This is a genomic window from Sciscionella sediminilitoris, from assembly GCF_000737195.2.
GTDB classification, from domain to species: domain Bacteria; phylum Actinomycetota; class Actinomycetes; order Mycobacteriales; family Pseudonocardiaceae; genus Sciscionella; species Sciscionella sediminilitoris.
Genome location: NZ_JALM01000001.1, coordinates 23,450 through 43,465, shown reverse-complemented (window position 1 = coordinate 43,465; position 20,016 = coordinate 23,450). Strand labels below are relative to the sequence as shown.

Annotated in this window: 20 protein-coding genes; 6 read left to right on the top strand and 14 right to left on the bottom strand. The window is 68.3% G+C overall.

The genetic code is table 11. The features are described 5' to 3' along the window. Window positions 1-1,477, bottom strand: a 1,477-nt coding sequence (locus AD72_RS00220; protein WP_037344389.1) for an LCP family protein, incomplete at its 3' end; no start/stop codon positions are given. 432 nt (window positions 1,478-1,909) lie between these two features. Here AD72_RS00220 and AD72_RS00215 point away from each other — a divergent pair. Further along, window positions 1,910-2,341, top strand: a complete 432-nt coding sequence (locus AD72_RS00215; protein ID WP_031464261.1) for an uL11 family ribosomal protein — start codon at window positions 1,910-1,912, stop codon at window positions 2,339-2,341. Between the two features lie 94 nt (window positions 2,342-2,435). Here the strand turns inward: AD72_RS00215 and AD72_RS00210 are convergent, their stop codons facing one another. The 7 genes from AD72_RS00210 to ku all read right to left on the bottom strand — a co-directional run bounded on the left by AD72_RS00210 (window position 2,436) and on the right by ku (window position 8,167). Beyond that, the gene (locus AD72_RS00210; RefSeq protein WP_051897624.1) at window positions 2,436-4,520 is read right to left on the bottom strand and encodes a heavy metal translocating P-type ATPase; all 2,085 of its coding nucleotides are present in this window, start codon (window positions 4,518-4,520) and stop codon (window positions 2,436-2,438) included. Window positions 4,521-4,556: 36 nt separating this feature from the next. Continuing rightward, window positions 4,557-4,763, bottom strand: a complete 207-nt coding sequence (locus tag AD72_RS00205; protein WP_020500649.1) for a heavy-metal-associated domain-containing protein — start codon at window positions 4,761-4,763, stop codon at window positions 4,557-4,559. Between the two features lie 24 nt (window positions 4,764-4,787). Then, window positions 4,788-5,084 carry a metal-sensitive transcriptional regulator gene (locus tag AD72_RS00200; protein ID WP_031464259.1) on the bottom strand — a complete coding sequence of 99 codons (297 nt, stop codon included), beginning with the start codon at window positions 5,082-5,084 and terminating at the stop codon, window positions 4,788-4,790. Window positions 5,085-5,148: 64 nt separating this feature from the next. Beyond that, a complete protein-coding gene (locus tag AD72_RS00195; RefSeq protein ID WP_031464258.1) occupies window positions 5,149-6,006 on the bottom strand; it encodes an RNA polymerase sigma-70 factor in 858 nt (285 codons plus the stop codon). Then, on the bottom strand, window positions 5,993-6,565 hold the full coding sequence (locus tag AD72_RS00190; RefSeq protein ID WP_031464257.1) for a carboxymuconolactone decarboxylase family protein: 573 nt from the start codon (window positions 6,563-6,565) through the stop codon (window positions 5,993-5,995). Before AD72_RS00190 ends, AD72_RS00195 begins: the two co-directional genes overlap by 14 nt. Window positions 6,566-6,634: 69 nt before the next feature. Beyond that, window positions 6,635-7,246, bottom strand: a complete 612-nt coding sequence (locus tag AD72_RS00185) for an L-2-amino-thiazoline-4-carboxylic acid hydrolase (protein ID WP_197284837.1) — start codon at window positions 7,244-7,246, stop codon at window positions 6,635-6,637. A gap of 132 nt (window positions 7,247-7,378) precedes the next feature. After that, window positions 7,379-8,167, bottom strand: a complete 789-nt coding sequence (gene ku, locus AD72_RS00180; protein ID WP_037344366.1) for a non-homologous end joining protein Ku — start codon at window positions 8,165-8,167, stop codon at window positions 7,379-7,381. Window positions 8,168-8,266: 99 nt separating this feature from the next. Between ku and ligD the strand changes: the two genes are divergently transcribed. Genes ligD through AD72_RS00155 form a run of 5 tightly spaced genes read left to right on the top strand, consistent with a single transcriptional unit; the run spans window position 8,267 to window position 14,337 of the window. Continuing rightward, window positions 8,267-9,154, top strand: coding sequence for a non-homologous end-joining DNA ligase (gene ligD, locus AD72_RS00175; protein WP_031464254.1), 888 nt, complete (start codon window positions 8,267-8,269; stop codon window positions 9,152-9,154). A gap of 26 nt (window positions 9,155-9,180) precedes the next feature. Then, a complete protein-coding gene (locus AD72_RS00170) occupies window positions 9,181-10,746 on the top strand; it encodes a phytoene desaturase family protein (RefSeq protein ID WP_031464253.1) in 1,566 nt (521 codons plus the stop codon). Window positions 10,747-10,800: 54 nt separating this feature from the next. After that, complete coding sequence (locus AD72_RS00165; RefSeq protein ID WP_031464252.1) at window positions 10,801-11,919, top strand: LLM class flavin-dependent oxidoreductase; 1,119 nt, start codon at window positions 10,801-10,803, stop codon at window positions 11,917-11,919. Window positions 11,920-11,935: 16 nt separating this feature from the next. Beyond that, on the top strand, window positions 11,936-12,709 hold the full coding sequence (locus tag AD72_RS00160; protein WP_031464251.1) for a cyclase family protein: 774 nt from the start codon (window positions 11,936-11,938) through the stop codon (window positions 12,707-12,709). Then, window positions 12,706-14,337: a thiamine pyrophosphate-binding protein gene (locus tag AD72_RS00155; RefSeq protein ID WP_031464250.1), complete on the top strand. Its 1,632-nt coding sequence runs from the start codon at window positions 12,706-12,708 to the stop codon at window positions 14,335-14,337. The genes AD72_RS00160 and AD72_RS00155 overlap by 4 nt, the downstream gene beginning before the upstream one ends. Before the next feature lie 6 nt (window positions 14,338-14,343). On the opposite strand, the gene AD72_RS00150 is transcribed toward AD72_RS00155, so the two are convergent. The 6 genes from AD72_RS00150 to AD72_RS00125 all read right to left on the bottom strand — a co-directional run bounded on the left by AD72_RS00150 (window position 14,344) and on the right by AD72_RS00125 (window position 20,010). Next, window positions 14,344-15,486, bottom strand: coding sequence for an HNH endonuclease signature motif containing protein (locus AD72_RS00150; RefSeq protein WP_231644688.1), 1,143 nt, complete (start codon window positions 15,484-15,486; stop codon window positions 14,344-14,346). 254 nt (window positions 15,487-15,740) lie between these two features. Beyond that, window positions 15,741-16,250, bottom strand: a complete 510-nt coding sequence (locus AD72_RS00145) for a hypothetical protein (protein ID WP_031464248.1) — start codon at window positions 16,248-16,250, stop codon at window positions 15,741-15,743. A 17-nt stretch (window positions 16,251-16,267) separates the two neighbouring features. After that, on the bottom strand, window positions 16,268-17,020 hold the full coding sequence (locus AD72_RS00140; RefSeq protein WP_031464247.1) for an SDR family oxidoreductase: 753 nt from the start codon (window positions 17,018-17,020) through the stop codon (window positions 16,268-16,270). Between the two features lie 10 nt (window positions 17,021-17,030). Continuing rightward, window positions 17,031-17,813: an SDR family NAD(P)-dependent oxidoreductase gene (locus tag AD72_RS00135; protein WP_031464246.1), complete on the bottom strand. Its 783-nt coding sequence runs from the start codon at window positions 17,811-17,813 to the stop codon at window positions 17,031-17,033. After that, window positions 17,810-19,132: an MFS transporter gene (locus tag AD72_RS00130; RefSeq protein WP_051897611.1), complete on the bottom strand. Its 1,323-nt coding sequence runs from the start codon at window positions 19,130-19,132 to the stop codon at window positions 17,810-17,812. The genes AD72_RS00135 and AD72_RS00130 overlap by 4 nt, the downstream gene beginning before the upstream one ends. Next, window positions 19,129-20,010 carry a polysaccharide deacetylase family protein gene (locus AD72_RS00125; RefSeq protein WP_031464244.1) on the bottom strand — a complete coding sequence of 294 codons (882 nt, stop codon included), beginning with the start codon at window positions 20,008-20,010 and terminating at the stop codon, window positions 19,129-19,131. The genes AD72_RS00130 and AD72_RS00125 overlap by 4 nt, the downstream gene beginning before the upstream one ends. Between the last annotated feature and the right edge of the window lie 6 nt (window positions 20,011-20,016).

Below are 20,016 nucleotides of genomic sequence, written 5' to 3'. Positions count from 1 at the left end.
CCGAGCGGCCGCCGCTCGGGTAGCGGATCACGGTGCTCGAGCGGCTGCTCGAATTACCGGTGCCACCGCTGGTGAAGCCCTTCTTACCGAGCGCATCGAGCACGGCGCCGGCCAGTCCGGAGGAGCCTGTGCCGTTGCGCACATCCACGGTGGTCCCCTTGTTGTCCGCCTGTCCGGGGGGAGCCGCGGCGGAGGACTTCGGGGCGGCGGGCTTTTCGCCGACCTGGCCCCGGATGAACTCGTTCACCTTCTGCGGGTCGACCTTGACGGCCTCTCCGTCGGAATCGGTCTTCAGCGCGAGGCTTTCCACCGGAATGGTGGAGAAGGTCATCGCGCCGCCGGTGAGGTTCTGCATCTGCTGGGCGAAGCCGGTGACATCCCAGCCCTGGTCGATCACCAGCGATTTGCTCACCGCGCCGATGAGGTTGTTCAGCGCGCCGGGGTCGGTCAGGGTGCCCGCGGAGAGGATCTTGTGCGCCATTCCGGCGAGGAAGGCCTGCTGACGGCGGTTGCGCTGCAGGTCGGTCGAGCCGCCGGGAATGTTGTGCCGTTGCCGCACGAAGGCGAGCGCCTTGGCGCCCTGCACGGTCTGCTCGCCCTTCGCGAAGACCGCGCCGGAGTACTGCTTGTCATTGACGGCCTGTTTGAGACAGACCGGTACGCCGCCGATGGCCTTGGAGATGTCGTAGAAACCGGCCAGGTTGACCTGGGCGAAGTGGTCGATGCCCATTCCGGTGAGCTGTTCGACCGTCTGGATGGTCAGCTTCTCGCCCGCCTGGTTGGACTTGACCTCGAGCTCGCGCGGGTCCTTGATGCCCTGCTGCTGCAGCTTCTTGAACTCGTCGTTCTTGGCCCGCCCGAACGCGGAGTTGATCTTGTGTTTCCCGTGGCCGGGGATCTGCACGTACGAGTCGCGCGGGATGGAGACCGCGGTCGCCTTGCGCCCGTCGTTCGGGATGTGCACCAGGATCAGGGTGTCGGTGTTGATCTCCCCGTCCGAGGATCCCGCGTGCAACCGGTCGAGCAGGTCCTTCGGCAGCGGGTTGCCCTGGGCGTCGGTCCGCGAGTCCATCCCGATCAGCAGGATGTCCATCGACCCGTCGGGTGCCTTCTGTCCGCCGATGTCCGCGGTGGTCAGCGAGTTGTTCAGCCGGGTGATCGTGACCCAGGCGTAGGCGCTGACCGCGAACACGCAGAGCGAGAGGGTGGCGATGAGGATCTTGCTGACCAGGCCCATCCGGTGCCGGTTGCGCGCCCTGCGCCGGGCCGTGCTGGAGCGCGGCTGGCCGACCGGGCGAGTGGCCTGGGTGTGCGGGGTGGGGGAGGGGCGCTCGCCGCTGCGAGGTTTGGCTCCCGGCTGCCGCGCGGCGTTCTCGGCGCGGCGGCGGCCGGACTGAGCCTGGCGGTTCGCCCGGGCCGGATCCTGGGCGGGACGGCGGCCTCCGTCCTGGGCGGGCCTGCGGCCGGGGGGCGGCACGTCGCGGGATGTCGACGGGGCTCGCGGCGGTCGCCCATCGGGCTCGCCGGAGCGGCGTCGCCAGTCCTCCACGCCCATAACCTCCAGGTCGTCCTGCTGCACGTCCACGGGTGCCGCTTGGGAAGCCGCTCACCAGTGGACGCATGACCACTCACGCAGGTTGCGCGGCGAGTCACATGTCACCTAATCGTCATAGCCGTTTGCTTGTTCCGATACCCAGATCGGCGTACGCAAACGCCACCATGATGCACGATCGTGATTATCCCGTCCCCAACCCGTGCGATCGGGGCGCCGCGCCGGGGACCGGGAGGTGCTGCGAACCGGTCATCGGCGATCACGTACACTGGTTGCTCGGGCCTGCACGTGCCCGCACGCGGGGGATTATTGACACTGAATGAGACAGCGACACTGAAGGGCTAAGGGGTCAGGCGAATGCCTCCAAAGCAGAAGATCACGTTCGAGGCGACCCTCGAGCTCGAGGCGGGCAACGCCGCGATGGTCGACCTCGGGAAGATGCTCGGTCCGACCGGTGTGAACACCCGCGGCGTGAAGGTCGAGTACGACGAGGCGACCTCGGGCAGCCGTGGTGACATCGTGCCCGTCGTGATCACGGTCTTCGAAGACCGCAGCTACCAGCTGCGCTACAAGACCCCGCCGACGAGCTTCCTCATCCGCAAGGAGCTCGGCCTCAAGAGCGGCGGGCAGACGCCGGGCCGTGGCGCCCCGGCCGCTTCGATCACCCAGGACCAGCTGCGCTCGATCGCCGAGCGCAAGATGCCCGACCTGAACACGGAGACCGTGGACCAGGCCGTCAAGGTGGTCGCCGGTTCCGCGCGCTCCATGGGCGTCAAGGTCGCCGACTGAGCACAGCCAGACACGGAAAGGCCCCGGACCGATCGGTCCGGGGCCTTTCGCTGTTGCAGCACCGGCTGTTGCGGAACCGGCTGTTGCGGAACTACTAGCTGAACCGGCGCAGTCGCAGGCTGTTCGTCACCACGAACACGCTGGAGAACGCCATCGCCGCGCCCGCGATCATCGGGTTGAGCAGTCCGAGCGCCGCGATCGGCAGCGCGCAGATGTTGTAGGCGAACGCCCAGAACAGGTTGCCCTTGATGATCGCGAGGGTGCGCCGGGCGAGCCGGATCGCGTCCGCCACCGCACCGAGGTCCTCGCGCACGATCGTCAGGTCCGAGGCCTGGATCGCCGCATCGGTCCCGGTCCCGATCGCGAGTCCGAGATCGGCACCCGCGAGCGCGGCCGCGTCGTTGACCCCGTCACCGACCATGGCCACCGTGCGGCCCCGCTGCTGCAGTGCGCGCACCGTTTCCACCTTGCCCGCCGGAGTGACCTCGGCGATCACCTCGGGAATCCCGACCGCCGCGGCGACGGTACGGGCGGCCCGCTCGTTGTCCCCGGTGAGCAGTACGGGGGACAGGCCGAGCGCACGGAAGGACTCGATCGCACCGGCGGCTTCCGGGCGCACCGTGTCCGCAACGGTCACCACGCCGATCGCCTTGTCCTGCCTGGCCACGAGTACCGGGGTGTGCCCGCTGGCCTGCGCGGTATCCATGGCCTCGCCGAGCTCCGCGGGGACCTCGATCTCGTGCTCGGCCAGCAGGGCGGGCCTGCCGACGAGCACCCGCTCACCGTCCACCGTTCCGCTGACCCCGAGCCCGTCGAGGCTGCGGAAATCGGCCGGTTCGGGCAGTTCACCGAGCTCGCGGGTGGCGTGCTCGGTGATGGCGCGGGCGATCGGATGGGCGCTGGAGTGCTCGATTGCGCCCGCGATACGCAGGGTCTCCGGCGTGCCGCTGACCTCGACCACCCGCATCCGGCCCGTGGTGACCGTGCCCGTCTTGTCCAGCACGATCGTGTCCACGGCACGGGTGGATTCGAGCACCTGCGGACCCTTGATCAGGATCCCCAGCTGCGCGCCCCGGCCGGTGCCCGCCATCAGCGCGGTCGGCGTGGCGAGGCCGAGGGCGCAGGGGCAGGCGATGATCAGCACGGCGACCGCGGCGGTGAACGCCTCGTCCACCGAACCACCGAAGGCCAGCCAGGCCCCGAGGGTGAGCAGCGCGAGGACGATCACCGCGGGCACGAACACCGCGGAGACCCGGTCGGCGAGCCGTTGCACCTTGGCCTTGCCCGCCTGCGCGTCGGCGACGAGCTTGGCCAGCTGCGCCAGCTGGGTGTCCGCGCCGACCACGGTGGCCCGCACGGTCAGCGTGCCCGAGGAATTGATCGTCCCGCCGACCACCGAATCACCCTCGGTGACCTCCACCGGGACCGATTCCCCGGTCAGCATGCTGGCGTCCACCGCGGAGGCCCCGGATTCCACCACGCCGTCGGTGGCGACCTTCTCACCTGGCCGGACCACGAACAGCTCACCGGCCCGCAGCGAGTCGATGGGGACCCGCTGTTCGGTACCCTCGCGCAGTACCGCCACATCCTTGGCGCCCAGTTCGAGCAGTGCCCGCAGCGCGGAACCGGCCCCGCTGCGCGCCCGGTGCTCGAGATAACGCCCGACCAGGATGAACACGGTCACCCCGGCCGCGACCTCGAAGTAGTTCTCCGCTGCCCCGGTGAACAGGCCGACCACGGAGAACCCGTAGGCGGCGAGCACCCCGACCGTGATCAGGGTGTCCATGGTGACGGCGGCGTGCCGGAGATTGGTGACCGTGGCGAGGTGGATCGGCCACGCGCCCCACACCACGACCGGGGTGGTCAGCGCGAACGCCAGCCAGGCCCAGCCGTCGAAGTGCAGCGCGTGCACCATGCCGAGTACGACCACCGGGATCGCGAACGCGGCGGAGACCGCGAGCCGTACCAGTGGGCCGTTGTCCGGCTTGTCCTCGGTCTCGCCCGCATCGAGGCTCGCCGAGTAGCCGGTCTGCTCCACCGTCTCGATCAGCTGGTCCGGCCCGAGCGAGTCAGGGAAGCTGACCGTGGCCTTCTCGGTGGCGAAGTTCACCGTCGCCTGCACGCCGTCGAGCTTGTTGAGCTTGCGCTCGATTCGTGTCGAGCAGGATGCACAGGTCATCCCGCCGAGGGAGAGTTCGACCCGTTGCACGGCGGCTCACCCCTTGATGGAGTAGCCGGCCTCATCGATCGCGGCGGCGAGCGCGGAGTCGGCAACGGGTGCCTCGCTCGTCACGGTGACCGCGCCGGTCTCCAGGTTCACCTCGACACCGGTGACGCCCGGAATCTCGGTGACCTCTTCGGTGACCGCGTTGACGCAGTGCTGGCAGCTCATCCCGGTGACGGTGATGGTTTGCTCGCTCATGAGAGTTCGTCCTTTCGGAGATTTCTAGGAACGGACGAGCCGGGCGATCGCGTCATTGGCTTCGGCGATCTTCTCCTCGGCCTCGTCGCCGCCGCCCGAGATCGCGTCGCTGACGCAGTGGCGCAGGTGCTCGTCGAGCAGGGCGAGGGAAGCCGATTGCAGGGCACGTGTGGTTGCGGAGACCTGGGTGAGGACGTCGATGCAGTACTTGTCCTCCTCGACCATGCGCGCGAGACCGCGGACCTGACCCTCGATGCGCTTGAGCCTGCGCAGGTGGGCGGCTTTGTTCTCGGCGTAGCCGGGGTGCTCGGTGGCTGCCATCGATACCTCCTGGGGGTATGTCCGTCACCATGAACATACCCCTAGGAGGTATGGGTTTGGCAAGTCAGATCGCTGTGATGTGGCGCAACTTGTCCGGGTTCCGGATCACGTTGATCTCGGTGACCAAGCCGGCGGCCACCTCGAAGCAGGCCACGGTGTCGGGTTCGCCGCCCGCGCTGACCAGGATCCCGGGTGCCCCGTTCACCAGTACCCCGCTGACCACCGGAGACGGCGGAAGTTTCTGCCAGACGCCGAGGATGAAGCGGGCGACCTTGTCGGCGCCGAGCACCGGGCGCAGCGCGGCCCTGCGCTTGCCGCCGCCATCGCTGACGAGCGTGACATCCGGGGCGAGCACGCTCATCATCTCGGCGATGTCCCCGCCCGCGCTCGCGTTGAGGAACCGTTCGGTGAGTTCCTTGCGCTGCTGCTCGGCGGGTTCGTACCGGGGGCGGCGGGCCTGCACGTGCTCGTGGGCGCGGTGGCCCAGCTGGCGCACGCTCGCCGCGGACCGGTCGAGCATGCCCGCGATCTCGGTGTAGCCGAAGCCGAACGCCTCGTGCAGCACGAACACCGCGCGCTCCAGCGGGGAAAGCGATTCGAGCACGACCATGATCGCCAGGGAGACCGATTCGGCCAGTTCCACGCCATCGGTGGCGTCCGGCGTGGTGACCAGGGGTTCGGGCAACCAGGGGCCGACGTAGGACTCCCTGGTGACCGCGGCCGAGCGCAGCCGGTTGATCGCCAGATTGGTGACCGTGCGCGCAAGATAGGCCTTGGGATGCTCGACCGGTTCGGTGACCTTCGCCCACCGCAGCCAGGCGTCCTGCACGATGTCCTCGGCATCCGCCACGCTGCCCAGCAGCCGGTAGGCGATACCGAACAGCATCCCGCGGTGCTCCTCGAAGACGTCAGCCACGAGCATCATCGTAGGCCGGGCGCACCGCGCAGTTGTCGGAGAATCCCTGCCCGGTCAGCCCGAATGCGCTGTTCACCCGGGAGCGGAAGTTCTCCAGTGCGACGATCGCGGTCAGCTCCACCAGTCCCGCCTCGCCGAGCAGGTCCTTGAGCCGCGCCGAAAGCCCATCACCGACCTGCGGCGGGGTCGCGGTCATCGCCTCCGCGTATTCCAGCACCAGCAGTTCGAGCTCGGCGAACGCGTCCCGGTTCGACCGCCAGTCCGCGATCTTGCGCAGCTTCTCGTTCGCGATGCCGAGCTCGGCGGCCTCCCAGTAGCCGAAGTCGATGCACCAGGCGCAGCCGATCCGGGCCGCGGACACCATCAGCGCCATGTGCTTGAGCTTCGGGTCGAGGGCGCGCCACTTGGTCACCCGCTGCTCGGTGATCAGCATGGTGGACAGCACCCGCCGGTTGTGCGCGACGGCCTTGAGCGAGTCGAACGCGCGGCCCGCCATGCGCTTGGTGTACCAGGTGCCGACGCGGTAGGCGAGGCTTCGGGGTGGGTCGAGGGAGATACGGGGCATGGTCGCGCTCCTTGCTCGGTTCTGGCCGGTTGCCAGTGCAGACAAGCGAGGCGCGGGAAACGTGACAGGCTAGCCCTGATCGATCCGTGTTCGCGGCTGAGGACCGGGGTCCACCCGGAGAAAGTGGAATCGGCAGGTGGTCCCACCACGGGCGATCGTGGTCGGACGCCGGAAGTCGACGCCGTGCCGGTCCCGGTCGATCGCGCTGATCCACGCCGTGTCGAAGTCGCAGAACACCGTGCCCAATTCCGGCACGCCCGCGAGGCCGAGCACGTGCACGTAGAAGCATCGGTGCACATCGACGAGGTACCGGGAGGAGTCTTCGGTCCGGCTGAACGAGAAGTCCGCGCCGAAGTAGTTCTCCTCGCGGTCCCGGGAAATCTCGGTGATGACCGTGAACGGGTCCTCGGCGGCATCGAGCGCGGCCCTGGTGCCGTCGTGCACGTACGGCCGCATCGGTTCGTGGAACGCCTCGGCCACCAGCGACAGGGCATCGGGCCGCGGCATGCGGCGGAGCAACACCTGATAGGCCGCTGCTACCAGGGCCGTCAACCGAAGGTGCGGGCTGGAGCCCCCGACGGCCTCAGCGATCCGTGCGGCCGCCGCGTCGATCTCGTCCAATGGAGCCGAAGACGCGATGTGTTCGCGGAAAAGAGAGATGAGCTGGTCGTTTTCTGGCATGTGGTTGTCCTCATGGTGTCCGTATCCGCGCATGCACGGATACGGTCAGCACACTCCACCACCAGCCTGGCGCTGACCAGGTTTTCACTGACGCGCCGGATCGTATACGAGCGCAGGCGGGCTCGGCAATGACTATTCGTCTTTTTTCTGCTGCTTGGCGGCGTCCACGCTGGCCGAGAGCGCGGCCATGAGATCGACGACCTGTTCGCTCGGCTGCTGCTCGGTCTCGGTGACCTCGCGGCCCTCGATCTTGGCCTCGATCACCGCTTCGAGCGCCTCGCGGTAGGCGTCGGTGTACTTGCGCGCGTCGAAGACCTCGTCGGCCATCGAGTCGATCAGCGAGCCCGCCATGGTCAGCTCCTGCGGGCGGATCTCCGGGGCCTGCTCGTTCAGGAAGTCGAACTCGGGTTTACGCACCTCGTCCGGCCACAACATGGTGGAGAGCACCAGCACGTCCGCGTGCACCCGGAGCACGGCGAGCGATTCGCGGTTGCGGATGGCGATCTTCGCGATGGCGACCTGGCCGGATTTGTGCAGGGCGTCGCGCAGCAGCAGATAGGGCTTGATGCCCATCTTCTGCGGTTCGAGGTAGTAGCTCTTGTCGAAGTAGATCGGGTCGATGGATTCGAGTGGCACGAACTCCACCACGTCGACCGCCTTCGTGGTGGGCACCGGGACCTTGGCCAGGTCCTCCTCGGTGAGCACGATCATCTGACCGTCCTCGGTCTCGTACCCCTTCGCGACCTCGCTGTAGGGCACCTCGGCCCCGTCCACCGAGCAGGTGCGCCGGTAGGAGATGCGCCCGCCGTCCGCGGCGTGCACCTGCCGGAACGAGGGTGTCTTGCTCTCGGTGGCCGCGTAGAGGTGCACCGGAATGGCGACCAGGCCGAACGAGACCGTGCCCTTCCACATCGACCGCATGGGGGTGCACCCGCCCTTCTCGCCTCGATGATCGTGCCCTTCCCTGCGAAACGATACCCTTTCTCGCAGGTCAGCGCCGAGGGAAAAGGAGTTCGGATGATGGGCTCGGAGCATATTCCGGTCTCCGTCGGCGGGCGTGTACTGCGCATTTCCAATCTTGACAAGGTGCTCTATCCGGACACCGGGTTCACCAAACGCGATGTGCTGGACTACTACGTCGCGGTAGCCGACGCTCTGTTGCCGCGGCTCGCCGAACGCCCGGTGACCCTGATGCGGTTCCCGGACGGGGCGGACCGGGAGGGGTTCTTCGAGAAGCACGCGGCACGCCACGCTCCGGAATGGGTACGCACCGCGCGGATTCCCACTCGCAGCGGCACGGCCGAGTACGTGTTCCTCGAGGAGTTGCCCGCCCTGGTCTGGGCGGCCAACCTCGCCGCGCTCGAACTGCACGTGCCGCAGTGGCGGATCGGGGAGGGCGCGCGGGTACCGGATCAGCTGGTGTTCGACCTCGATCCGGGCGCGCCCGCCGGCATCGTGGAGTGCTGCCGGGTCGCGGTGCTGCTGCGCGAGGCGCTCGCCCGGGACGGACTGTGCGCGTACCCGAAAACCAGTGGCTCCAAGGGAATGCAGCTCTATGTCCCGATCACGGCGACCGAGGAGAAGCAGAGCTCGCGGTACGCGAAGCGGCTCGCCGAACGGCTCGCGGGGCGTCATCCCGAGTTGATCACCGCGACCATGACGAAGGCGGTGCGTCCCGGCCGGGTGTTCATCGACTGGAGCCAGAACAACCCGGCCAAGACCACGATCGTGGCCTATTCGCTGCGCGCCCGCCCGGAACCGGCCGTGTCCACCCCGTTGCGCTGGGCCGAGGTGGAACGCGGTGAACCCCTGGCCTTCGGTCCGGGACAGGTGCGCGAGCGGCTCGCCGAACACGGGGACCTGCTGGCCGGAATGGACGATTCCCGGGCCGCGCTGCCTTCCGAGTAGCCGCGTGTTCGGATAGCTTTGCGGCCGTGGACGAATTCGACGCGGTCGTCATCGGGGCGGGGATCAACGGAATGGTCGCGGCGGCCGAACTGGCGAAGGCCGGTTGGTCGGTCGCCCTGCTCGAGGCGAACGAGCGGATCGGCGGGTTCATCGCGAGCGAGCAGCGCACCCTGCCCGGTTATGTGCACGACACGTTTTCCTCCTGGCATCCGCTTTTCGTGTCCGGGCCCGCCTATGCCGCGCTCGGCGAGGAGTTGCACGCGCACGGGCTGCGCTATCGCAATACCGAGGGGCTGATCACCGCGAGCATCGGGGCGGACGGGAACGCGGTGTTCGCCCACCGTGACCCGGAGCGCACCGCCGCCGGGTTCGAACAGCCCCGCGACCGGCAGGCCTATCTCGCCATGCTCGAGCGGTTCGGCGAGGTGGCACCGGTCGCGGGCGCGCTGCTCGGCGGGGAACTGCGTTCGCTGCGCGCACTGCGTACCGCCGCGCCGTTGCTGCGCAGGCCCTCCCGCGCCGAACGGCTGCTCCGGGAGGTGGCAAGCAGTGGCCGCGCCGCGGTACGCAGGGAGTTCGACGGCTGGGAGGTCGACCGGCTGTGGACCCCGTGGCTGCTGCACGCCGGGCTCGCCCCGGACAGTGCCTCCGGCGGGTTCATGCTTCCGGTGCTCGCCGCGACCCTGCACGGCACCGGGATGCCGCTGGTGGAGGGCGGGGCCGCGCGGTTCGTCGAGGCGTTCACCGGGCTGCTCGACACGCTCGGGGTGCACGTGCGGTGCGCGAGCCCGGTGGACCGCATCCTGACCAGGCGCGGGCGCGCGATCGGGGTGCGGGTGGCCGGGCAGACGATCCGCGCGAAGCGTGCGGTGCTGGCCTCGGTCGGTCCGGGTGCGCTCTACGGTGAACTCCTTGCCCCGCACGAGGTTCCCGCTCCGGTACGGACCGAGGCGGCGCGGTATCGCCCCGGCCGCGCGGCCATGCAGATCCATGTGGCGCTCTCCGGTCCGCCGCGCTGGCGCGAGGCACTGCTCGGGCGCGCCCCGCTGATCCATGTCTCCGACGGCGCGGCGAGCACCGGTATCGCGTGCGCGCAGGCGGAAGCCGGGCTGCTGCCCAGTGAGCCGACCGTGGTCGTCGGGCAGCAGTACGTGCTCGATCCGGGGCGGGTGCCCGAGGGGGCGGCGAGCCTGTGGCTGCAACTGCAGGAAGTGCCCTGGGAGGTGCGCGGGGACGCGGCGGGGGAACTGGCGGCGGGGCCGTGGACACCGGAACTCGCGAAGGCCTATGCCGAGCGGGTGCTCGACCGGATCGCGGTGCACGCTCCGGGGCTGCGCGCGCAGGTGCTCGGCATGGACGTGCTCGCCCCGCCGGATCTGCTGGCGGCGAACCGCAACGCCGTGGCCGGGGATCCCTATGGTGGCTCGGCGGAACTGGACCAGAACCTGTTGTGGCGGCCGCTGCCCTCGGCGGCGCGGCACACCGGGGTGGTGCGCGGGCTGTGGCACATCGGGGCCGCGACGCATCCGGGCCCCGGTCTCGGCGGCGGTTCGGGGCATCTGGTCGCCGCGGCGTTGACGCGCGGCCGATAATGCGCAACAGTGACGACGGTCATCGTGACGCAATAACGCTGCGAGGGAGCCGGTATGGGTAACGCGCTCAGCGATGGCGGGGACTTCAAGCTCGGGCTGTTCTCCCCGAACTGCACCGGCGGACTCGCGGTGACCAGAATTCCCGAGCGGTGGAGCGCCAGCTGGCCGGACAATCTGCGCCTTGCCCGGCTCGCCGACCGGGCAGGGATCGATTTCATCCTGCCGATCGCGCGCTGGATCGGTTACGGCGGGGAGACGAACTTTCACGAGGGTGTGCTCGAGCCGATCCCGTGGGCCTCGGGCCTGCTGGCGAGCACCCGGCGCATCGTGGTGTTCGCGACCGTGCACACCGCGTTCAATCATCCGGTGGTGAGCGCCAAACAACTGGCCACCGTCGATCAGGTCGGCGAGGGCAGGGCGGGGCTGAACATCGTCGCGGGATGGAACCAGCCCGAGTACGAGGCGATGGGTGTGGCGCTGCCCAGCGAGCACGACGACCGGTACGCCATGGCCCAGGAATGGTGGGACCACGTTCGTGCGCTGTGGACCAGGGAGGGGCGCTTCGATCTGGACGGCCGGTTCTTTTCCCTGCGTGGCGTGGAATCCATGCCGAAACCGGTGCGGTCGAGCCTGCCGATCCTCAATGCGGGTTCGAGCAAGCAGGGGCGCGCGTTCGCCGCACGCAACGCGGATTTCGTGTTCACCATCATCGCTGATCCGGCGGAGGGGGAGCGCGTGGTGGCCGAGCTGACCGAATCGGCGCGCTCCGAATACGGCCGCGAGGTCGGCGTGATGTCGCCCGCGCACGTGGTCTGCCGGTCCAGCCACTCCGAGGCGCGGGACTATCTGCACTACTACGCCGAGGAGTACGCGGACTGGGAAGCCGTGGACAACCTCATGCGGCTGCAGGGGATGCACGCGCAGTCGTTCACCAAGGACATGCTCGCCACCTTCCGCTCCCGGTTCGCCGCGGGGCACGGCACCTGCCCGCTGATCGGCACCCCGGACGAGGTGGCCGCGGAGATCGAGCGGTACGCCCGCGCCGGGCTAGCCGGGATGACTCTGTCCTTTGTGGACTACGTGACGGAACTGGAATTCTTCGCCGCGGAGGTCATTCCCCGGCTCGAGGCGAAAGGCATCCGGGTTCCCCGCCCGGAAGTCGCCACGGTATGAGAACTGGAGGCTGTCCATGTCGGTGTTGACCGAACTGTCCGCCGCATTGCGTGGTGGCTCCGTCGAGGTCGTGGATCTCACCGCGCGGTTGCATTCCGGGACGCCGATCCTGCGGCTTCCCGAACCGTTCGCCAATACGCTCGGCTTCGAGCTCGAAGAGGTCAGCCGCTACGACGACCGCGGACCTCGCTGGTACCACAACAACATTCACACCAGTGAGCATTCGGGTACCCATGTGGACGCGCCGGTGCACTGGTACTCCGGCAAGGACGGCGCGGACATCGCGGGAATGCCGCTGGGTTCCATGGTCGGGCCCGCGGTCGTACTCGATGTGTCCGGGAAAGCGGCCGAGGATCCGGATTTCCTGCTCACCATCGAGGATGTGCGCGCATTCGAGGAGGAGCACGGCGCGCTCCCCGAGGGCGGCTGGCTGCTCTACCGGACCGGGTGGGACGTGCGGTCCGGGGACACCGAGGAATTCCTGAACACCGACGAGAACGGTTCGCACACCCCGGGAATCGATCCGGAATGCGCGCGTTATCTCGCCGAGTCACCGATCGCCGGTGTCGGGGTGGAAACCGTGGGAACCGATGCCGGTCGCGGATTCGAACTCGATCCGCCGTTTCCCTGTCACGATCTGCTGCTCGGCGCCGGGAAATACGGCCTCACCCAACTGCAGAACCTTTCCCGGCTCCCCGCGACCGGCGCCGTCGTGGTGGTGAGCCCGCTGCCGATCGTGGGCGGTTCCGGGAGCCCGGCTCGCGCGCTCGCCCTGGTGGAGCGGGCATGAACGTTGCTGAACTGATCGCGCACGTGATCGCCGGATCCGGTGCGGGGCAGGCATTCGGTGTGGTCGGGAGCGGGAATTTCGCGCTGACGAACGCTTTGCGGGCCGAGGGGGTTCCGTTCACCGCCGCACGCCACGAGATGGGCGCGGCGACGATGGCCGATGCCTACGCGCGGATGACCGAACGGCTCGCCGTGGTGACCACGCATCAGGGCTGCGGGCTCAGCAATGCGGTCACCGGGATCGGCGAGGCAGCCAAGAGCAGGACCCCGATGCTCGTGCTCACCGCGGATACGCCCGGTGCCGCGGTTCGCTCGAATTTCCGCATCGACCAGGACGCCATGGTGCGCGCGGTCGGTGCGGTCGCCGAACGCGTGCATTCGGCCGCGAGCGCCGAGGCGGACACCGTTCGCGCCTGCCGCACCGCTCTCGAGCAGCGCCGGACCGTTGTGCTCAGCGTGCCCACCGATGTACAGGCCGAATCGGTTCCCGAACCGGGGCCGAACACCGTGGCCGCCCCGAAAACCGTGCGCCCGGCGGCGGAATCGGTCACCGCGCTCGCCGATCTGCTCGCCGCCGCGGACCGGCCGGTGTTCATCGCCGGGCGGGGCGCGCGTGGTTCCGGGGCGGGGCTGCGCGCGCTCGCGGAGGAAAGCGGCGCGTTGCTGGCCACCTCCGCCGTCGCGAACGGGCTCTTCACCGGGGATCCCTTCGCGCTCGGGATCTCCGGCGGATTCTCCGGAACACTCACCGCGGAACTGATCGCGGAGGCCGATCTGATCGTCGGCTGGGGTGCCGCACTGAACAACTGGACCACACGGCACGGCAAACTGCTTGGCACGCAAGCCAAACTTGTGCACGTCGATGTGGACCAGGCGGCGTTCGGCGCGTACTTCCCGGTGGCGCTCGCGGTGCTCGGTGACGTGGCGAGCACCTGCGCGGATCTGCGCACCGAGCTCGGCGCCCGCGGCCATCGGGCGAGCGGGTACCGCACCGAGGAGATCCGCGCGCGCATCGCGGAAAGCGGCTGGGTCGGCGCCGAACCGTATCCCGAGATCACCGCGCCGGGCCGGATCGATCCGCGCACCCTGAGCATCGCGCTCGACGAACTGCTACCCACCGAACGCATCGTGTCCATCGACTCCGGCAACTTCATGGGGTATCCCAGCGCGTATCTGCGGGTGCCCGATGAATACGGCTTCTGTTTCACCCAGGCCTTCCAGTCGATCGGGCTCGGGCTGGCCACCGCGATCGGTTCCGCGCTCGCCCGCCCGGACCGGATCCCGGTGGCCGCGCTCGGCGACGGCGGGTTCCACATGGCCGTGGCGGAACTGGAAACCGTGGTGCGACTGGGGATCCCGATGCTCATCGTGGTCTACAACGACGCCGCCTACGGTGCCGAGGTGCATCACTTCAGTGCGGGATCCGACCTGGAAACCGTGCGGTTCCCGGACACTGATATCGCCGCCATAGCCCGCGGATTCGGCGCCGAAGGGTGCACCGTGCGCGTCCGCGAGGACCTGGACACCGTGCGGGACTGGCTCGCCGCCGGGCCGGGTGGGCCGCTCGTGGTGGACGCCAAGATCGCCGAGGACGGTGGCGCCTGGTGGCTCGCCGAGGCCTTCGGCTGAGCAACCCTAATCCGCTATGTCGCTGCGGTAGGTGTGCCCGCTCGGTGTGGTGACTTCGAGTTCGCCGGTGCGATGGTCGAGTGTGTGGTGCCAGCCGGGGACCGATTTGAGCTTGTGGTCGAGTCGGCACAGGCCTTGAAGGTTGTGCGGGTCCGTTGTGCCGTTGTGGGCCCAGGATCTGACGTGGTCGATCTCGGCGATGGGTCGGCGACAACCGGGGACTCGGCAGCGCTGGTCGCGGAGGCGAACGTATTCGCGTTGTCGTTTGCTGGGCCGGTATCGGCGTCGTCCCAGGCCGCGGATGACGCCGGTGTCCGGGTCGGTGAGAACCTTACGGACCGCGTTGCGCGGATCGGCGAGCATGGCTTGTGCCGTGTGGGCGGGTATCTCACCGTATCCGTTGATCCGGCAGTACTCGTCGCTCATCTCGAGCGCGACGCCGAGTGGAACGTGCACGTTGAGTAGGACCCGAACCCCGGAATGCTGTTCGCGCCCGGTCAGCAGGTCAGTCACCACGTCCGCGCGGAGCTGGTCGAGGGTGCGCGAGTCGCCGCGCCCGCGTAATGAGCGTGCGATCTTGTCGACCCGTGTCTGGCAGGCGGCCAGGTCTTCGGTGGGGAGCCGGGCGAACATGCTGCCGGTGCCGTCCTCGTCTTCTTGAAACGACACATACCGGGATGCCCGCGCCGCTGCGATACGAGCGGCCTTCGCTTCCGGGGCCAGACCGTCCGCGAGGCGTCGCACATACCGAACCCATTCCCTGGGGCGCCCCTTATCGTGCAACCGCTCAGTGATCCGGGAGTCCGCGGCTGCGAGCGCTTCCTCGGGGAGGCCTTCGAGAATTTTCCGCGCTTTCGAGGCGTGGAACAAATTCCACAGCCCCTCGCGCATACATGTCAGCGCTCCTGGCATGTGCTCGTGCAGAAAGATCGCGGTCTCCACGGTGTCGATCGCCCGGCCGCGTGGAATATTGCGCACCAGCCGCATCTCCTCGATCACCGAGTCCAGCGGATGATCGTCGACATACCGACACTGTGCACGCCACAGCGCATACGTACGATCCAGTACAGCGGCGTCCAAAGTGGCCTGCATGCGGTCATATGCGCACAACCGGTCCAAAAGTTCGCCGTCATCGTCCCCAGTGTTCATGGATCAATGATAGCAGAAATATCGTTAATGGCCAAATGGGAAACCTCGGAAAGCTAGTTTTCAAATTCCAGCACAAATGGGTTGGAAAATCTCGTGTGTATGCCGAACTATCCACAGCGATCCAGGTTGTCCACAGATTTTCGCGAACGGTGTTGACGCCCCTGAGAACCGATATACTGGATGCGGGGTCGCCCCCCGGTGAGGGTGGGGGATGCCCAGGTCACCGGATCGCGAAACCTCGTCCTGTTCGGGCACTAGGGCGACAGGAAGTTTTGCAGGCTGTGCGCGCATTCCTCGGCGCATGGCGCGGTGATCGCCACCCGCCAGCCGGGTTCTGCGCTTGGTTCGAGCAGCAGTCTGCCGTGGATCCGGGCCGACTGCCGCGATATCGGGCCGCACAAAGCGATGCTCGCGGCGCCGCTGCTCGCGGCCAGGGCGGACCAGACGGTCAGGCCGGGCACATCGACCTCACCGGGCAGCGGGACCACGAGCCGTCGTGCCATGCTCCCCGCGGGCTCGGGGAGACCGAGCCGCAGCGCGGGAAGCAGGGCGTGGCACAGCGATTCGAGGTTCGGATGAGTGCGCAGGGGAGCGGTGCGGGCCTGACTGACGAATCCGGCCGCGCCCCAGGTTCGCACGGTGATCCGTGCTCCGGTCGCCCGTGTCGCGGCGGCGGCAAGGGCGCGGCCGGCTCGCGGGCCTTCGCCGACGAGCTGGGTTTCCCATGGCGCGGCCGCGATTCCGGTCCCGCACGCTCCACACATCGCATCGCTCCGCGTCGTCAGGGCATCACATCGCCGCTGTTGGGCCCGAGCACCTGGCCGACATACAGGTTTCCGGAGGGATTTCCGGCCAGCAGTACCGCACTCGGGGCGATCTCGGCGGGCACGCCGAATCGGCCGAGCGGCAGTTCGGCTTGTTTGGCCTGTTTCCAGTCCGCGCTGATGCCGTCCACGAGCGGGGTTTCGATCGGTCCGGGGGCGATGGCGTTCACCAGGACCCCGGACGGGGCCAGTTCGCGGGCGAGCGCCTTGGTCAGGCCGATGACTCCCGCTTTGGCCGCCGAATAGTGTACGAGGCCTTCGCCGCCCTTGATGCCCAGCTGCGAGGCGATGTTGATGATGCGACCGGTTCCCCGGCGCACCATGCGCGGCGCGGTCCACCGGCAGCACAGGAACACGCTGCGCAGATCGGCGGCGATCATCTCGTCCCAGGTCCGTACGGGCATCTCGATCAGCGGAACCTCGGTGAGCATTCCCGCGCTGTTGACCAGGATGTCGATGTGTCCGAGGGTGGTTTCGGCCTCGGCGACCAGTTTCTCGGTCGCCTTGGCATCGGTCAGATCGACCTGGACGGCGCTCGCCCGCACGCCGAACTCGCGGGCACGGGCCGCGGTGCGCTCGGCGCCGTCCCGGTCGAGGTCGGCGAGGACGAGGTCGGCGCCCTCGGCCGCATAGGCCTCGGCGATCGCGGCCCCGATCCCGCTCGCGGCGCCGGTGACGATCGCGGTGTTCGACTTGAGTACGTGCGGCATGTTCGCTCCTTCAGCTCGGCCAGCGGACGGTCAGGCCACCATCGACGACGAGCTGGGCTCCGGTGACGTATGCGGCGTCCTCGCTGGTGAGGAATCGGATGGTGCGCGCGGCTTCCTCGGTGGTCCCGACCCGGCCCAGCGGGATCGCCGCGCCTGCCTCGGCAAGCCCGTCCGGGCCGAGTGAGTTGACCGGATCCAGCGACTGCGGGCTTTCGATCAGCCCGGGAATCACCGTGTTGACCCGGATCCCGCGCGGAGCGAGCTCGACAGCGAGCGAGCGGCACAACCCGAGCAGTCCGGATTTCGCCGCGGCGTAGTGCGTGTGCTCGTCCCAGCCGTAGACCCCGCCCGCGATCGAGGAGACCGCGACCATGGCGCCGGGGCCGGTCATCACCGAGGCGGCCGCGCGGAAGGTGCGCAGCACCCCGGTGAGATCCACCGAAAGCATCTCGTACCACGCCGAATCGTTCAGTTCCGCGAGCGGAGCCCTGCGCAGCACCCCGGCCGCGGCCACGGCGATGTCGAGCCGTCCGTAGCGCCGCACCGCCTCCCGGGCCAGCGTCTCGGTCTGGTCCGGATCGCGGACATCGGCCGCGACCGCGCAGGCGGTGCCGCCCTCGGCGTGGATCTCCTCGACGACCGCATCGGCGTCGTGCGGGTCGCCGGGGTGGTAGCCGAGCACACTGATCGCGCCCGCTCGCGCGTAGGCCAGCCCGAGCGCGCGCCCGATGCCGCTCGCGGCCCCGGTGATGATCGCGACCTTGCCTTCGAGTCCGTCGTCGCGCGGTGTCATATACGCAGTCCTTCGTCTGTCGGTGTCGGGAGTGGTTCGCCGGCCTGCTCGACCCTGCGGGTACCGAGCATGGCGAGCCCGGACGCGAGCAGGCAGGCCGATCCGGTGACGAGCGCGGCGGTGATCATGCCGGCTCCCGCCGAAAGCAAACCGGTCAGCAGCAGGGATCCCAGGATCGCCCCGACCGGCCCCATGGTGTGCGCGACGTTCGGGCCGAGCCCGCGCACCTGCGCGGGGAAGGACTCGCCCATGTAGTACAGCAACGCCGAATACGGGCCGTTGAGGAAGAACAGGGAAAGGGCGTAGAACGCGATCACGAAGCCCTCGCTGGCCGGTCCGAGCAGCATGGCCGCGCTGCACACCGCGCCGAGCAGCCAGCCGATGATGATCACCGTGCGCCGGTTGACCCGATCACCGAGCCAGCCGTGGAAAAGGTAACCGGCGAAACCGACCGCGTTCGCGAGCACGAGCACGAGCAGGGCGTTGTCGAACGAGACGTGCTTGGCCTCGGTGAGCACGGTGGTGCCGAGGACCGAGAACACCTGAATGGCCATCCAGTTGAACAGCCACGCGAGCGAAAGGCACACGGTGTGCCCGCGAAGCCCCGGAGCGAACACATCACGCAACCGTGCCTTGTTCGCCGCGCCCAGTTCGAGTCCTGCCTCGGCCGCGAGCGCATCGGCCTGCTCGGTCTTGCCTTCGGCGCGCAGTGCACGCACCCGGGAAAGCGCGACGAACACCGGGGATTCCGGCAGCCGCGTGGCAAGCAGCGCGACGAGGATCGAGGGCACCATGGCGATGACGAAGCACCACCGCCAGCCGACGACCGGGAGCAACACGGCGGTCAGGCCCGCGGCGACGAGCGCGCCGACCGGCCACCCGCTCTGCACGAAGCTGTACATGAACCCGCGCCTGCGCGCCTTGCCGTACAACTCGTTGAGGTAGACGGTGTTGACCAGTTCCTCGGAATAGCCGAAGCCGGAGAACGCCCGGATGAACACCAGTGAAACCGCGCCCGCCGCCAGCCCGGTGAACCCGGAGCTCAACCCCGCGCCGACGATCGTGATCACCAGTGCACGTTTGCGGCCGACCCGATCGAGCAGGGGGCCGACGGCCAGGGCGACCACGAAGGTTCCGACCGTGACCAGGGTGGCGATGTTCGTTGCCGTCGCAGTGCTCCAGCCGAATTCCTCGGCGATCTTCGGGAGCAGGGTGCCGAACAGGGTGTAGTCGTAGACCGAGAAAACCCAGGCGAGGAAACAGACGAGCGACACCTTGAGCAGGGTTCGCGGCGGCACGGCGGCCTCGGTGCCGCTCATGCGTTCCTCGGAGAGCGGCGCAGGAAGTCCTCGGCGATCCCGTCGAAAGTGCTCCACCGGACGCCCTCGTGCGAGCTGATGTGCTCGATGAGCCGTTCGAGGGCGAGCAGCATCTGCGGGCGGCCGGAGACATCGGGGTGCACGGTCATGGTGAAGGTGGCGTAGTCGGATTCCCGGTAGACCCAGTCGAACTGGTCGCGCCACATGGATTCGATGTCCCGCGGGTTGACGAATCCGTGGCTGTTCGGGCTGGACTTGATGAACATCATGGGCGGGAGATCGTCGAGGTACCAGTTGGCCGGAATCTCGACGAGATCGGTCTCGGTGCCGCGCACGAGCGGTTTCATCCACGCCTCGGCGGGCTGATCGTAGTCGATCTTGGTCCAGCTGTCCCCGACCCGCACGTAGTAGGGCTCGAAATCCCGGTGCATCAGGGAGTGGTCGTATTTGATGCCGCGCTCGAGGAGCAGTTCATTGGTGATCGGGCTGAATTCCCACCAGGGTGCGACATAACCGGTCGGGCGGCGACCACTGCGCGATTCGATCAGCTCGATACCGTAATCGAGGACCTTGGTCTCCTGCTCCCTCGTCATCGCGATGGGGTTCTCGTGCGAATACCCGTGCGCACCGATTTCGTGCCCGGCCGCGACGCACGCGTCGAACTGTTCCGGGAAGGTTTCGACGGAATGCCCCGGCCAGAAAAACGTCTGGGTCAGTTCGTAGCGGCGGAACAGTTCCAGGATGCGCGGCACACCGACTTCCCCGGCGAACAGTCCCCGGGAGATGTCGTCCGGGGAATCGGCGCCCCCGTAGGAACCGAGCCATCCGGCGACCGCATCGATGTCTACCCCGAAACCGACGAAGATTTCCTTGCTCATAGCGAC

Bases quoted from the DNA above. Each gene is read 5' to 3' on its own strand.
- AD72_RS00215 (WP_031464261.1), top strand. From the start codon at position 1,910: ATGCCTCCAAAGCAGAAGATCACGTTCGAGGCGACCCTCGAGCTCGAG.
- AD72_RS00210 (WP_051897624.1), bottom strand. From the start codon at position 4,520: ATGACCTGTGCATCCTGCTCGACACGAATCGAGCGCAAGCTCAACAAG.
- AD72_RS00205 (WP_020500649.1), bottom strand. From the start codon at position 4,763: ATGAGCGAGCAAACCATCACCGTCACCGGGATGAGCTGCCAGCACTGC.
- AD72_RS00200 (WP_031464259.1), bottom strand. From the start codon at position 5,084: ATGGCAGCCACCGAGCACCCCGGCTACGCCGAGAACAAAGCCGCCCAC.
- AD72_RS00195 (WP_031464258.1), bottom strand. From the start codon at position 6,006: ATGCTCGTGGCTGACGTCTTCGAGGAGCACCGCGGGATGCTGTTCGGT.
- AD72_RS00190 (WP_031464257.1), bottom strand. From the start codon at position 6,565: ATGCCCCGTATCTCCCTCGACCCACCCCGAAGCCTCGCCTACCGCGTC.
- AD72_RS00185 (WP_197284837.1), bottom strand. From the start codon at position 7,246: ATGCCAGAAAACGACCAGCTCATCTCTCTTTTCCGCGAACACATCGCG.
- ku (WP_037344366.1), bottom strand. From the start codon at position 8,167: ATGCGGTCGATGTGGAAGGGCACGGTCTCGTTCGGCCTGGTCGCCATT.
- ligD (WP_031464254.1), top strand. From the start codon at position 8,267: ATGGGCTCGGAGCATATTCCGGTCTCCGTCGGCGGGCGTGTACTGCGC.
- AD72_RS00165 (WP_031464252.1), top strand. From the start codon at position 10,801: ATGGGTAACGCGCTCAGCGATGGCGGGGACTTCAAGCTCGGGCTGTTC.
- AD72_RS00160 (WP_031464251.1), top strand. From the start codon at position 11,936: ATGTCGGTGTTGACCGAACTGTCCGCCGCATTGCGTGGTGGCTCCGTC.
- AD72_RS00155 (WP_031464250.1), top strand. From the start codon at position 12,706: ATGAACGTTGCTGAACTGATCGCGCACGTGATCGCCGGATCCGGTGCG.
- AD72_RS00150 (WP_231644688.1), bottom strand. From the start codon at position 15,486: ATGAACACTGGGGACGATGACGGCGAACTTTTGGACCGGTTGTGCGCA.
- AD72_RS00145 (WP_031464248.1), bottom strand. From the start codon at position 16,250: ATGTGTGGAGCGTGCGGGACCGGAATCGCGGCCGCGCCATGGGAAACC.
- AD72_RS00140 (WP_031464247.1), bottom strand. From the start codon at position 17,020: ATGCCGCACGTACTCAAGTCGAACACCGCGATCGTCACCGGCGCCGCG.
- AD72_RS00135 (WP_031464246.1), bottom strand. From the start codon at position 17,813: ATGACACCGCGCGACGACGGACTCGAAGGCAAGGTCGCGATCATCACC.
- AD72_RS00130 (WP_051897611.1), bottom strand. From the start codon at position 19,132: ATGAGCGGCACCGAGGCCGCCGTGCCGCCGCGAACCCTGCTCAAGGTG.
- AD72_RS00125 (WP_031464244.1), bottom strand. From the start codon at position 20,010: ATGAGCAAGGAAATCTTCGTCGGTTTCGGGGTAGACATCGATGCGGTC.